Source organism: Mycoplasma sp. Mirounga ES2805-ORL, assembly GCF_017084445.1.
In the GTDB taxonomy this organism is placed as follows: Bacteria; Bacillota_I; Bacilli_A; order Mycoplasmatales; family Metamycoplasmataceae; genus Mycoplasmopsis.
In genome coordinates, this window is the sequence record NZ_CP070947.1 from 403,891 (window position 1) to 418,478 (window position 14,588).

Annotated in this window: 13 protein-coding genes; 8 read left to right on the top strand and 5 right to left on the bottom strand. The window is 27.8% G+C overall.

Features of this window, described 5'->3' with window-relative positions:
• The first annotated feature begins 40 nt into the window (after window positions 1–40).
• The gene (locus tag JXZ90_RS01775) at window positions 41–1,243 is read left to right on the top strand and encodes a DnaJ C-terminal domain-containing protein (protein ID WP_241003392.1); all 1,203 of its coding nucleotides are present in this window, start codon (window positions 41–43) and stop codon (window positions 1,241–1,243) included.
• A gap of 68 nt (window positions 1,244–1,311) precedes the next feature.
• Here the strand turns inward: JXZ90_RS01775 and JXZ90_RS01780 are convergent, their stop codons facing one another.
• From JXZ90_RS01780 to gpmI, 5 genes are all read right to left on the bottom strand, one after another.
• Window positions 1,312–1,557: a DUF2188 domain-containing protein gene (locus JXZ90_RS01780; protein WP_205848068.1), complete on the bottom strand. Its 246-nt coding sequence runs from the start codon at window positions 1,555–1,557 to the stop codon at window positions 1,312–1,314.
• A 76-nt stretch (window positions 1,558–1,633) separates the two neighbouring features.
• Window positions 1,634–4,126 (bottom strand): preprotein translocase subunit SecA, encoded by a 2,493-nt coding sequence (gene secA / locus JXZ90_RS01785; RefSeq protein WP_205848069.1) that lies wholly within the window; start codon window positions 4,124–4,126, stop codon window positions 1,634–1,636.
• A gap of 101 nt (window positions 4,127–4,227) precedes the next feature.
• Window positions 4,228–5,169 carry a hypothetical protein gene (locus JXZ90_RS01790; RefSeq protein ID WP_205848070.1) on the bottom strand — a complete coding sequence of 314 codons (942 nt, stop codon included), beginning with the start codon at window positions 5,167–5,169 and terminating at the stop codon, window positions 4,228–4,230.
• A gap of 175 nt (window positions 5,170–5,344) precedes the next feature.
• Entirely contained in the window at window positions 5,345–6,160 is an 816-nt protein-coding gene (locus JXZ90_RS01795) for a Cof-type HAD-IIB family hydrolase (RefSeq protein WP_205848071.1), read from the bottom strand.
• Window positions 6,150–7,670: a 2,3-bisphosphoglycerate-independent phosphoglycerate mutase gene (gene gpmI / locus JXZ90_RS01800; protein ID WP_205848072.1), complete on the bottom strand. Its 1,521-nt coding sequence runs from the start codon at window positions 7,668–7,670 to the stop codon at window positions 6,150–6,152. Before gpmI ends, JXZ90_RS01795 begins: the two co-directional genes overlap by 11 nt.
• A gap of 175 nt (window positions 7,671–7,845) precedes the next feature.
• Here gpmI and dnaX point away from each other — a divergent pair, with 175 nt between their 5' ends.
• The 7 genes from dnaX to JXZ90_RS01835 all read left to right on the top strand — a co-directional run bounded on the left by dnaX (window position 7,846) and on the right by JXZ90_RS01835 (window position 14,577).
• The gene (gene dnaX / locus JXZ90_RS01805) at window positions 7,846–9,675 is read left to right on the top strand and encodes a DNA polymerase III subunit gamma/tau (protein WP_205848073.1); all 1,830 of its coding nucleotides are present in this window, start codon (window positions 7,846–7,848) and stop codon (window positions 9,673–9,675) included.
• Between the two features lie 9 nt (window positions 9,676–9,684).
• Window positions 9,685–9,975 carry a YbaB/EbfC family nucleoid-associated protein gene (locus JXZ90_RS01810; protein WP_205848074.1) on the top strand — a complete coding sequence of 97 codons (291 nt, stop codon included), beginning with the start codon at window positions 9,685–9,687 and terminating at the stop codon, window positions 9,973–9,975.
• A gap of 6 nt (window positions 9,976–9,981) precedes the next feature.
• Window positions 9,982–10,575, top strand: a complete 594-nt coding sequence (locus JXZ90_RS01815; RefSeq protein ID WP_205848075.1) for a toprim domain-containing protein — start codon at window positions 9,982–9,984, stop codon at window positions 10,573–10,575.
• A gap of 7 nt (window positions 10,576–10,582) precedes the next feature.
• The gene (gene tmk, locus JXZ90_RS01820) at window positions 10,583–11,227 is read left to right on the top strand and encodes a dTMP kinase (protein WP_205848076.1); all 645 of its coding nucleotides are present in this window, start codon (window positions 10,583–10,585) and stop codon (window positions 11,225–11,227) included.
• On the top strand, window positions 11,228–12,145 hold the full coding sequence (locus JXZ90_RS01825) for a DNA polymerase III subunit delta' (RefSeq protein WP_205848077.1): 918 nt from the start codon (window positions 11,228–11,230) through the stop codon (window positions 12,143–12,145).
• On the top strand, window positions 12,138–12,851 hold the full coding sequence (gene rsmI / locus JXZ90_RS01830; RefSeq protein WP_205848078.1) for a 16S rRNA (cytidine(1402)-2'-O)-methyltransferase: 714 nt from the start codon (window positions 12,138–12,140) through the stop codon (window positions 12,849–12,851). The genes JXZ90_RS01825 and rsmI overlap by 8 nt, the downstream gene beginning before the upstream one ends.
• A 73-nt stretch (window positions 12,852–12,924) precedes the next feature.
• Entirely contained in the window at window positions 12,925–14,577 is a 1,653-nt protein-coding gene (locus tag JXZ90_RS01835) for a ribonuclease J (protein WP_205848079.1), read from the top strand.
• The last annotated feature ends 11 nt before the right edge of the window (window positions 14,578–14,588 follow it).

Genomic DNA, 14,588 nt, shown 5'->3' on the forward strand with positions numbered 1-14,588 from the left:
TTTAGCACTCTTAGCACTTATATGCTAAAATAATTACATTATGTCAAAAAATTATTATCAAGTACTAGGCGTAAATAAAAACGCAACTGAAAAAGAAATCAAATCTGCATACCGTAAATTAGCTATGAAATATCACCCTGATAAATTAAAGGATGGAACAAGTGATCAAAAAATGGCTGAGCTTAATGAAGCATATGAAGTATTAATGGATCCAAAGAAAAAATCAAATTATGACCGTTATGGAAGCCCTGATGGTCCACAAGGATATCCTGGTGGTGCTGGTCCTACATCTCGTCAAAGATCTGGTGGTATGGATGTTAACATGGGTGGTTTTAGCAATTTTGCTGAAGACATTTTCAATAGTTTCTTTGGAAACTTCACATCAGGTAGAAAATCTTCATCTAGTCAACAAAGACGTTCATCTACTAATTCAACATCTAGTGGTGCTAGAAGAGCTCCTGCTCATGAAAAAGTAAGAGGAGAAGATACAGCAAAAAAAATTTCAATTAGTTTCGCAGACGCTATAAAGGGAACTAAGATTAAGGAAGAATTGCCAAAATGAGAACTTTGTTCAAAATGTAAGGCAACAGGCGCTAATTCTCCAAGAGATATTGCAACATGTCCTACTTGTCGCGGTACGGGTAGTGTTGCTAAAACATTGCAAACTCCTTTTGGATATCAAAAAACAATTTCTACCTGTTCAAATTGTTCAGGGTCTGGTAGAGTTATTTTAAAACCATGTACTATATGTAAAGGTACAACATATACTAAAAAAACTAAAAAAGTTACAATTAATATTCCTGAAGGAACTGACGATGGAGACAAAATCAAACTTACTGGTTTTGGTGAAAAAGGCCAATACGGCGGTGAATCAGGAGATATGTATGTAGTTATTTCCGTAAAATCACATAAATATTTCAAACGTAACGGATTAGATGTTCTATTTGACTTCCCAGTTTCTTTTTTAGATATTATTAAAGAAAATACAGTTATTGTTCAAACTCCATACAATAGTTCAAAAATTAAATTGAAATCCTCATATCAAACAGGTAAAGTATTAAATTTGTCAGGAAAAGGTGTTAAAAGTTCTAAAGGAACAGGTAATTTAAAAATAACACTTAGAGTTGTTATGCCATCATTTTCTCAAAAAGAATTTGAAGAAATGGCTGAACTTCTTGAACCATATGAAGATACAATTAATAAAGAATTAGTTGAAGAAGTTAAAAAGTCATCAAATGAATAATTATTATTGGAAAATTAGCATTAAATGCTAATTTTTTTATAAAAAAATACCTTGTGAGGTATTTAAGATTATATCTTTTTCTTATGCTTAATACTATCACGAATCCTACCAGTTTTTCTATGAATTAGCACAGTGCCATTACTTTTTTTAGATAAGTCATTAGCAAAATCAATTGCTTCTTTTTGCGTAGCAAATATTTTTGTTGCTCTTGAACTATTATTTTTCTTAACTTGCCATTCATTTCCCTTGGTTGTAACATGATAGACATTACTTGTTTTTTTTATCTCTTTTTCTGGTTTATTTAAAAATTTCATATTTTGCTCCGCTATCTACGATTAATAAAATCATAATTACATTTTACCAAAAACTATCTTAAATACAAAAACAGCTCTATTCAGATTTAATTTTAGATTTAACTTGTTCATAAAAATCTAAAATATACTTTTCTTGCTCTTCAATAGTTCAATTTTCATCCAATACAAGTGTTGCAACAAGTTGTTGATAAATAGGATCGCTTTTAACACTCTCGGGAATAATGCTTTCGCGTCCTAATCTATCATTAAAGATCTTCTTAACAACATCAAAAGCAATATCTTTAAGCATTTGTTCAAACTTATTACTTCCTTCAGTTGTATAAACTTGATAAGGATTTTTTTGTGAATATTGAACAAGGTTAACGTTAGAACGCAGCTTATCCATAACATCAATATGGCTTTGTCAATATCTGTCAATAATTGAAAGCATTGAAGATTTCTCAAATTCTTTTAAATATTCTTGATCTGTTTTTTTAATAGCTATACCTTTTCATATTTCAAAAAATTCAATAAACTTGTTATAAACATAATCTTTTAGTTCAGTTTCATGAATCTTTGACAATTCATCTCTATTAAATTTTTCTTTAACACCAGCACCTAAAACTAATGTATTTAAATAATCAACAAATTTATAATATTCAAAATTACCTGAATTATTTCTAAATTCTCTCGAACTAACTAATTGATTAGAAACATTTTTCATCATTTTTTTAAGAATAAACTCAACATCATCATTAACTAGTATAAGGTCTCTTTGAGCATAGAATAAGTCTCTTTGTTGTCTTATAACGTCATCATAATGAAGAACACTTTTACGGCTGTCATAGTTAAAACCTTCAATTTTCTTTTGAGCGTGTTTAAATCCAAATTGAAGATTTTTATTAGTAATTTCAGAATCACCTTTATCGGCATAGGATTCTTTAAACTCTTCATAATTTGAAAAACGCTGCATTAATTGATCATCAAGGGAAACATAGAATTTTGATTCACCGGGGTCACCTTGACGACCTGAACGACCACGTAACTGATTATCAATTCTTCTACTTTCGGCTCTATCAGTTCCAATAACATAAAGACCACCTAATTCTAGCGCTTCTTTACTTGGCTTAATATCTGTACCACGACCAGCCATATTAGTAGCAATAGTAACTGATTTAACTTCACCGGCTTTGGAAATAATATCTGCTTCACTAGCATTTTGCTTAGCGTTTAAAACGGTATGAGGAATATTAGCTTTTAATAGATGTTTATGCAATATTTCACTATCTTCAATTTGTGCTGTACCAATAAGCGTTGGTTGTCCCTTTTCATAAAGTTGTTTAACTTTTTCAGTAACTGCTTTTCATTTAGCTTCATAGTTGCCAAAAATTGAATCATCATGATCTACACGAATAACCGGTTTATTTGTAGGAACAACATTAACACGCATATTATAAATATCAATAAACTCTTGCTCCTCAGTTTTCGCAGTACCGGTCATACCACAAAGCTTTTCGAACATACGGAAAAAATTTTGGTAAGTAATTGTAGCTAAAGTTTTTGTTTCAGGTTCAACTTCAACTTGCTCTTTAGCTTGAAGTGCTTGTTGCAAACCTTCAGAATATGCACGGCCTTCCATTATACGTCCTGTAAAGGCATCAACCAATTCTATTTTTCCTTCTCTTACTATATATTCAACATTATTCTTCATAACTTTATGAGCTCTTAATGCATTTTGAACTCTATGAACTAATTCAGAGTTTTCTATATCATAAAGATTTTCAATGTTAAAAAATTGATTAGCACGTTGAACACCATTAAATGTTAAAGAAATAGCTTTAGATTCTTCATCAATTTCATAATCATCTGGAGTTAGTGTTCTAACAAATTGATCAGCAGAAAAATATGTGTTAACATCTTTACCTTCACCGCCTGAAATAATTAATGGTGTTTTTGCTTCATCAATAAGAATAGAGTCAGCTTCATCAATCAAACAAAAATGAAGTCCTCTTTGAACTTTTTCCTCTAATGAACCTGCCATATTATCTCTTAGATAATCAAATCCTAATTCAGAGTGGATAGAATATGTAATATCACATGCATAAGCTTGTCTTTTTAAATGTGGTTCCATTTGAGCTTTATTAATTCCGACAGTTAAACCTAAAAAATTGAACACTTGTCCCATTTCGATAGCATCACGTTCTGAAAGATATTCATTAACAGTTGAAACTATTGCGCCTTTTCCTGATAAAGCATTTAAATAAACTGGAGCAATAGAAGTGATTGTCTTACCCTCACCAGTTTTCATTTCTGCAACACTACTTAAATCTAATAAAACTCCACCAATCATTTGAACATCAAACGGCCTTTTTCCTAAAATTCTTTTTGTAGCTTCACGACAAACGGCAAAAACTTCAGGCCTAATATCATCTGTTGTCTCACCACTTGCTAAACGTGATCTAAATTGTCTAGTTTTATTTTTTAGTTCATCATCACTTAGTTTTGAAATAAGTGGCTCATATTGATTTATTTTCTTAAGTGTTTTTTCCGCAACACGCATTTCCATTGATTTTAAATTAAATAATTTCATATTTTAATATTTTATACTAATACTAAATATTAAGAATATATAAAGAGATATAAAAAAGTAGGTTATACCTACTTAAATATTTTTAGTTATCTTATTTACTATTATTCATTTTCATTATCTTGAATAGAGTCTTGATAATTAAAGTTTAAATCTTGTCCTTGTTCTGGAGCAACATTAGTTTGCCTGCTTTGTTGCATAAAAGGGTTATTAATTGTTGTTGTACCAGTAAGTTGCAATGTAGAAGTTCTAGTTTGAGCTGGATTTCTAAATTGTGAAGCTTGACGTGCTCTTTGGTGGCTTATTAATTTTTGTGATTTTCAAATTGAGAATTTGGAATTTGGATTATCAATTTTAGTATTCATTATCATAAATGCAATAAACATAAATGGAAGCATAACTGATGCTAGTTTTAGAAACTCTACTTTTTGAATTACTTGTGGCATTGTTTTTGCTAGCGTTACATTTGTAATATGAATAGCCATTAGTGATGAACCAATTAATAGGTATAAACAAATAAGAGTTGCAAATAAATTTACTAATAAATTAGGTATGTTTTCTAAGTCACTAAATATACTTATCAATGGGAAAACAATGCCTGACACACATGAAATAGCTATTAAACATAAAATAATAACTGCATATCAAGGTTTTCTAAATCATAAGAATAAGTTTCAATCAACTCATCTTAAAAATGATTGAGGGTTTGCGACACTAGTTGTTCGTTGCATATTCATTGTTCTAGTTTGACCTTGTCTAGGAGGAATAGGTCCTCTTTGTTGTGGGCCAAAAGGAGGAATGTTCATTGTTCTAGTTTGACCTTGTCTAGGAGGAATAGGTCCTCTTTGTTGTGGGCCAAAAGGAGGAATGTTCATTGTTCTAGTTTGACCTTGTCTGGGAGGAATAGGTCCTCTTTGTTGTGCATTTTGCATTGGATTCATTGAATATGGTGATTTTTGATGATCAATATTATTTAAATCATGTTGATTAGAATTAAACATATTATTTTCTCTGTTTTCACCTTCATTAAATTTATCTATATTCATAGGTTCTTCCTTCTTCTTTTAAAAATAGTTATTGTTATTTCTACATTTAAAATATTCTAATAAATATTTAAGAAAATATTATCAATATGTATATGTAATATTATATATGCAATTTTTACAAATAAACAAGTAATAAATATTTATTTAATTTTTAAAAAAAGTATATTAGTTACCTTTATTTAAGAAATCTAGTTCTAAACGCATAATCTTCAAGGGCTTCACCTAAACCATTTTGTTCTACACTAGATGTGTAAAAATTAGAGTTTTTTTTAACAGCTTCGGCACTATTATCCATAGCATAAGAGAAATTACATTCCTTAAACATTGGTATATCATTAATGTTATCTCCTATGCTCATTACATTATCTGGATTTGCTTCAAACACATTTTCACATATTCATTTGATACCTGAACCTTTAGATGTTTTATCAGGGACAATTTCAATATATGACTTTAGATTTTCAATATTTAGTAATAATTTTTGTGAATTTAGCCTATCAAAAGCTGCATCAATTAAGTTTTTGTTAGAACTTATCAATTCTATTTTAAAAATGTTTTTAGGCAGTTTGTTAGTAATTTTTCAATCATGATAGTCCATGAAATTTTCTAAGAATTTTTTCGTAGATTCTTCAGAGTTAAACAAATAAAGATTGTCTTCATCATAAAAAAATGCAGTTAAATTAAAATCTTTAGCAATTTCTAATACTTTGATTCCTTCATTATGATAAATAAATTTTTTGTATATAAGTTCATTTTTTCTACAATCATAAATTTGTGTTCCGCTACCAGCAATTATGTAATTTGAATTTAATTCTTTTGCTAAATCAAAAATTTTAGGTAAGAGAGGATTGCCTGTATTCAAAACAAATTCAATATTATTTTTTTCTTTTGCAAACAAAACGGAATTTTTTACTTCTTCTAGTAAATTTCTATTTGGATATTCATATATTGTTCCATCAACATCACTAAAGCAAATTCTTTTATTTTTCATTTTTATATTCCCTTCTCATCTCAATTAATGATTTGCAGTTCATCTCTATACTTGGTTTTATGTTCATATAATCAAGAATTGTTGGCGCAACATTAGCTAATATTCCATTACTTAGTTTTATATTTTTGTCTGTACAAACTAACATAACTGGATTATCAGTATGTTTAGTTGAAGGCATATCGTTTTCGTCCAGCATAACCTCTGAATTGCCGTGATCTGCAGTTATAAAAATAGTAATATTTTCCTTATTTGCAAACTCAATTATTTTTGCTAATGTATTGTCTAAATGTTCGATAGCTTGAATTGTTGCATTTAAATCACCAGTATGACCAACCATATCAGCATTAGCAAAATTAATTATTGATAAATCAACACTAGAAGCGTTATTCAATATTTGTTCAGTTATTTCATAAGCAGACATTTGAGGTGCTTCAGAATAACTTTTTACTTTTAATGATGGAACCATAATTCTTTTAGAATTTTTATATTCAATATCTTTTCCTCCATCCATAAAATATGTAACATGCGCATATTTTTGAGTTTCAGCAATTCTTAATTGACTTAAATTGTTTTCCTCAATAACCTTTCCGATAGGTTTATTAATAACCATTTCTTCAAAAGCAACATTTGTTTTTAGACCCTCATATTTCATCATTGAAATAAAGTTTTTAATTTTAATGTGTTTTTTTGGTTGGAAATCATATAAGTCGGATCCAATGAAGCAGTGTGTTAATTGCCTTGCTCTATCAGGTCTGAAATTAAAAAAAATAATTGAGTCTTCATTCTTAATCAAATTCGTATTAGGGTTATAAGCAGGTTCAAAAAATTCATCTGTTATATTTTCTTTGTATTGACTATTTATGTAATCAATGGAATTATCAAATGTATTTATTCCGATCCCTTGCATAGCATTGAAATGTTTTTCGACTCTATCAAAATTTTTATCTCTATCCATGCAAAAGAATCTGCCGCCAATACTTGCTATCTCATAGCCAAATTTTTCACAACGATTAATTAGTTTTTTAAGAGAATTAATAATTGATTTTGGCTTCACATCTCTACCATCACCTAAAACATGAACACTAACTTTTTTAACGTTGTTTTTATGAGCTAAATTGAGTAGTTGAAATAAGTGTTCTTCTGATGAATGAACACCCCCAGGACTCAATAAGCCAATTAAATGAAGAGTAGAATTATCATCTTTACATTTATCGAAAACATCTATAAAAACAGGATTTTTAGAAAAATCTCCTTTAACAATAGCTTGGTTTATTAAACTTAACCCTGTATAAACAATTTGACCAGCTCCTATATTTAAATGGCCAACCTCGCTGTTGCCCATTTGACCATTCGGGAGACCCACAAATTCTCCGCTTGCTTTTATTAATGAATTAGGATATTCACTCAATAATCTATCAAAAGTCGGAGTTTTTGCTAATTTAAAAGCATTACCTTTGATTGTATTACTCATTCCTAAGCCATCATAAATAATTAACATAGTTTTTTTCATATTTAAATAATATATTTTTTTTAAGAAAATTTTCATTTATTTAAATAAATCAAATTTTTAAGCTTACTAAAATGTAAAAAAATATTTTTTTATCCACTATTTATTAAATTAAGGAATATTAATTTTAATATGCATATTTATATGTAATAATTAATTATATAAATTTTGGAGACACATGAGTTATAGAGCATTATACAGAAAATATAGACCAGTAAATTTTGATGATGTTAAAGGTCAAGACCATATTATCAAAACACTAAAAAATATTATTACAAATCATAAAGTAAGCCATGCTTACTTATTTTCTGGACCAAGGGGAACAGGAAAAACTAGTGTTGCAAGAATTTTTGCAAATGTTTTAAATTGTGGGCATTCACAAGACCTAACTAAGCTATGCAGTGAATGTGCCAAAAATATTGAAAGTAGTTTTGATATTATTGAAATGGACGGTGCTTCAAATAATGGTGTTAATGATATTCGAGAATTAAAAAATAGAATACAACACACACCCGCTAATAGTAATTATAAAGTTTATATTATTGATGAAGTACATATGCTCTCGAAAGGTGCTTTTAATAGTTTATTAAAAACACTTGAAGAACCACCTGCACATGCGATATTCATTTTAGCAACAACAGATGTACAAAAAATACCAGTTACAATCCTTTCAAGAGTTCAAAGATTTAACTTTAAAAAAATATCTAATACTGTTATGCGAGATCAACTTAAAAATATTTTAAATTTAGAAGATGTTAAGTATGATGATGAAGTAATTAATTACATTGTTCGTCTAGCTTCAGGAGGTATGCGTGACGCCTTATCGATTGTAGAACAAGCGATAGCATATGGTAATGGTACTTTAAAATTAAAAGATATTGAACAAGCATTCGGAATAACTTCAAATAAATCAGCAATTGAAATAATAAACAAATTATTCTTGGGCGAATTAAGAGAAGTTCTACAAGTATTTAATTTGTTAAAAGAACAGGGCTTGGATGCAGACTATTTTGTGAATTCAATTATAACGATTCTCAAAGATTACCTTATATATAGTAAAACTAATGAATTATCAATTTTAGAGCAAATAACTATTCAAGAATTCAATGAACTCAGAATAAATCCTAAATTTGCTATGGATGCTAGTGAAGAATTATACAAATTACTTAAATCATTATATTATTCAGAAAATGTGTTTCAACTTATTGAATTATCCTTAATAAGGATAACTAATTTTTCAAAAAATAATGAAGTGCAAACAAATTTTACAAATAATCAAAATAAAGGAGAGATTATGTCAAAAAGTAAAACAGAAAAAAATATTGATACATTAGAAAAAGTTTTAAACCAAACACAAGAACTAATGGTGGAAAATACAAAGCTTAGAGATGAGTATACCTCAGTTAATGACATACTTAATGATGAATCAAGTTTTTTAATTGATGATAACGGTATGGTTAGCACGAATGAGATCTCATTACAAGATGAATTAAAAGATTTAAAAAAATATAGTACATCAGGTATTCCGCCTTTTGATACTAAATATAAATCTCTGACAACTTTTAACCAAAAATTGAATAAAAAAGAATTATTTAATTTGCTAGCTCAATCAGATGCTGATTCATGAACGGATAGCACTGAAAAACTAGAAGTAATAATAACAACAACATTAAGCCAAAAATATAGAGATATAATTTCTGTTTTAAGTTTATTAAAATTGAAAGCAGCAGGTAAAAAATTTATGTTGTTTTATAGTTCAAAAATACCAGCACTTAACTATATCCAAGAAAATTGAAATAATTCAAACATTCAAGAATTTATAAAAGATTATTTTGGAAGTTACAAACATATTTTTATATTTAATGATAAAAACATGTATAAAGAAGTAGCAACAGAAATAAAATCAATGATTAAAGAAGGTAAAAAAATAGACTTTAAGGATCTAGGCAACGTACCAATTAATGTTGTGAAAACAACGACTGAATCAATATTTGAAGATTTATTATAAGGAGAAATTATGGATCAAGCACTACTAAGAAAAATGCAAAAAATGCAACAAGAATTACAAACAAAAACAGAAGAATTTTATGAAACTATTTTCGAAATTGAAAAACATGGAATAGAAATTAAAGCTAAAGGTTCAAAAAAAATAGTATCAATAAAAATAAAAGACTCAATTCTTCTAGACCCTGAAGATTCTGAAACAATTGAGGATTTATTAGTTTTGACAATTAACGAATTATTTAGCACAATCGATGAAAAACAAGAAGATTTAATGCCAGCTATGCCAACGGGACTGCCTTTCTAAACTCGAATGCAAATTGAAACAATTGAAAATCTTGTTAAAAAACTGATTTCTATTCCAGGGATCTCAAAAAAACAAGCTGAAAAAATGGCTAATTTTTTTGTTTTGCAAGATAAAGAATATATAGATGAGTTGGCACAACTTATACAAGATATTAAAAAAAATATTTCATATTGCGAAAAATGTAATTTTATTACCGATAAAAATGTTTGCTCAATTTGTTCGAAACCAAACAAAGACAACATTTTAATGGTTGTCGACAATGTTGTAAATTGTCAAAAATTGATAAATATGGAATTCTATAATGGATCATATTATATTCTTCCATATCTAATGAACCTAAACGATCAATTAGCTTCTAAAAAATATGAATATGAACAATTAATTGATTTCATAAAGAAAAATAATTTTGGAGAAGTAATAATTGTTCTAAGCCCTTCACTCGAAGGTGAAATGACAACAACTCATTTATTAAAATTGCTTGAAAAAAATAAAATTATTGCAACTAGAGCTGTTATCGGAATGCCTATGAATTCTAATTTAGAGTATTTAGATAAATTTACTATTATGCAATCGATTATTAATAGAAATAAAAATAAGTAGGAGAAATATGTTTATTACTTTTGAAGGACCTGATGCAAGTGGCAAAACAACAATAATTAATAAGTTAATTGAAAAAATTAAAAAAATTAAACCTGATTTTCAATATATTTTAACTAGAGAGCCTGGTGGAAAAAATATTAAAGAAGCTGAACAAATTAGAGAAATTATTGTAAACCCCTCAAGCAATCTTTCTAATATAGCTGAGGCATTATTATTTACAACAAGTAGAAGAATACACCTAGAGCGTGTTATTTGACCTTCTCTAAAGGAAGGCAAAACAGTTATATGCGATAGATATTTTGATAGTTTTTACGCTTATCAAGGTTTTGCTCGCGGCTTGGGATTAGACTATGTTAAAAAATTAACTGAAATGGTTATAGAAAATACCATACCTGATATAACAATATTTTTCGATATAAAGCCTGAAGAAAGCAAAATACGTAGGACAAAATTTAGATTAGTAGAAGATAGATTAGATTCTGAAACTGATAAGTTTCATAATTCGGTATATGAAGGTTATTGAAAACTAATAAAGGCGGATCCAAAACGTTTCATAGTGGTTGATGCTTCTAAATCTATTGATGAAGTTTTAGAAGAAACATATATAAAACTAATTGAAAATAATAAATTTAAAAAGGTGCTAGGTATTTAAATGATTGACAAAACTTTAGAAAAAATTATTGATAATTCAATTAAAGCTGATAAATTAGCTCATTGTTATTTGCTAAAAAGCGAAAAAGGCGTTGACTTTAACGAATCAATTTTATATATTATTAATAGAATAAATAACTCTACTTTTGATACTTTATCTAGTGAAACTCTACCATACAACGTTTCAATTTTAGGCGAAAAAAATGAATCATCCAAACTTACAAAAGATGGAATAAATGACGCTTTTGAGAATTCATTTTACAGCAATATTGAAGAAAATAAAAAATCAATTTTCATATTAAAAAATATAGAGAATGCACACCCTAATGCGCTTAATTCATTATTAAAAACAATTGAAGAGCCTAATAGCAATACAATATTTATTTTTACAACCAATAATATTAATAAAGTTTTAAAGACAATTAAATCTCGTTCATTAATAATAAACATAAAAAAACAATCAAATTCAGAACTTAAAAAATATTTACAACAAAATTCATTTAGCGATGTTGAATCGTGATTTTTTAGTTATATTTTTAATGACATAAAGGAAATAGAAGAATATACAAGTAAGGAATCAATAAAACATATTTTTAGTATGCTGCAAATAATGGAAAATAATATAAATGATCAATATTCACTGCATTTATTTCTATCTAAATTTAACAAAAAGGATTTAAAAAATGAATTTATAGTATTAATTAAAACTTTGATGTTTGTCTACTCATGACAATGAAATATAAATATAAAAGTTATTGATAATTTAAAGAAATTATACAATAAAATAATTAAAGCAAATTTTGACTTAAAAGCTTGTTTTATAGTACTGGAGGACTTTTTAAGCAATCTTAATGATTCATTAAATTTCTTTTTGCAAGCTGAAAAAACCATGATAAAAGTAATGAGGATATATGAGTAAATTATACATAATTGGAACCCCAATAGGCAATCTAAATGATATAACTCTAAGGGCTCTTGAAACATTAAAATTTGTTGACATAATAGCTTGTGAGGACACCAGAGTTACACAAAAACTTCTAAATCATTATTCAATAAATAAACCAGTTATCACATATTCAAAAATACGCGAAGATGTTGCTGCTAAAAATATTATATCTCTATTAAAAAGTGAAAAAAATATAGGTGTTGTTTCAGATGCTGGTATGCCGTTAATAAGTGACCCGGGTTTTAATATTATTAAAATTGCAAGAGATGAAAATATTGATGTTGAAATTATTCCTGGTGTGAGTGCATTAACAACCGCTTTTTCTTGAAGTGCATTATCAAATAAATTTTGCTTTGAGGGCTTTCCTAGTGAAAAGAAAAATAAGAGACAGGAAGAATTAAAAAATATTATTCCGGATTATGCATATATTTATTTTGTATCGCCACATAAAATAATGAATTTCATCGAAGATATTGATCTAGTTCTAGGAGATGAAGCTGATATTTTTTTAGCAAAAGAACTGACAAAGATTTATGAACAATTCTTTTCTGGAACTGCAAAAGAGATTAAAAAGATATTAGAATCTAAAAGCATTAAAGGTGAATTCACCATGGTACTAAAATTAAAACCTAAAAAAAGAATTAAAGTTAATAAATATGAAAATAAAAAGAATAATTAGATATAATAAAAAAATATTTAACTTTTTAATACGAAAATCAATAATAATAAGCGAAATAGATTAGGAGAAAATTATGAATCATATTAATTTCTTTGCCTTAGGTGGTTTAGATGAAAATGGTAAAAACTGCTATGTTTTAGAATTTAATGAAAGAATTTTTATTATAAATTCAGGAGCTAAAATACCTATAAATTCTCAAAACGGTGTTGATACATTAATACCTACTTTTGATTATTTGGAAAAAAATAAGGACAAAATTGAGGGTATTTTTATTACCGATGTTAAAAATGAAAGTTTTAGTGCACTTCCTTGATTGCTAATGAAAATACCAAACTTAAATATTTACACATCAGCATTTAATAAAATTATTATAAATGACCGTATTTCAAAATATAAAATAGATAATAAAAAAAGAAATATTCACATTTTAAACAAAACCACTAAAGTAGGAAATCTATTTGTACAACCGATTGAACTTGCAGGTTCAATGCCTGGACATATAGGTTTAGATTTTATAACTCCTAATGGTGATATTTTGTTTATGTCTAATTTTGTAGAAGGCGATTTAGGTATTTATGGAAAATTAGATTTTGATGATGTTGCTAAAATATTTACAAAGCGAAAAGTCCTTGCCGCAATACTTGATTCTGGTCGAGCTAATTACCAAGGTAAAGCTGCCGATAAAATAAAATTACCTCTAACTGTTAGAGATGTCTTTTTACAAACTCCCAAAAATGAAAGAATAATAGTTGGTGCTTATGATGAAGAAATGGTATCTATTGAGCAGATTTTAGACTTAGCTAGAGAAACAAATAGACCTGTAATTACATACGGAAAAACTTATGGTCAAATATTGCAATTAATAGCTAATAACCGTCCAGAATTTAAGTTGCCAGTTCTAGAAGATTATAAAAATGCTAACAAAATAAATAATGCAGTTATTTTAGTAACCAGTTCAACAGAAAGATTATTTGCAAGATTTCTTAGAATTACAGACAATAATGACGTATTCTTAAAAATGAAAAAAAGTGACACAGTAATTATGATTGCTCCCGCGGTTAATGGATTAGAAAAATTAGAAGCACTTATGCTTGATGAGATTACAAGAATTACTCCAAAAATTGCTGATGTTTCTGCAAATGAGTTCTATCGTCATCGTCCTGCTAGACAAGACTTAATTGATCTAGTAAATAAAATTAAGCCTGAATATGTTATTCCAATACAAGGGTTACATAGATACCTAAATGATAGTGCGATGTACATTTCTCAATTCACTGATGTTCCAAAGAAAAATTGTCTTGTTGTTCAAAATGGGAAAATTATTCATTTTATTGATGGAAAATTAGCCTCAACTAATGGGAAAATAAAAAATATTGGTGACACAATTATAGATGGTTTTGGAATTGGAGATATTTCAACAGAAGTAATTGCTGAGCGTGAAAATTTAGGACGTGATGGTGTAATATTAGTATCAACTCAATACAATCAAAAAACTAAGAAACTTGTGGGTAAATTACATGTTAATTATGTAGGTGTTATTGATAAAGTAGAAAAACAAGAAGCTACAGATATAATTAAATCAACTATTTTAAAAATTCTTGAAGAAGAAAATTTTGACGGTTTAAGAGATTTTCAAAATAAAGTTCGTCATGTTTTAAGAAAGAAAATATACAAGACATTTGAAAAAGAGCCTATGGTTATAGTCTCTTTAATCCCTTATCAATAATCCTTTAAACG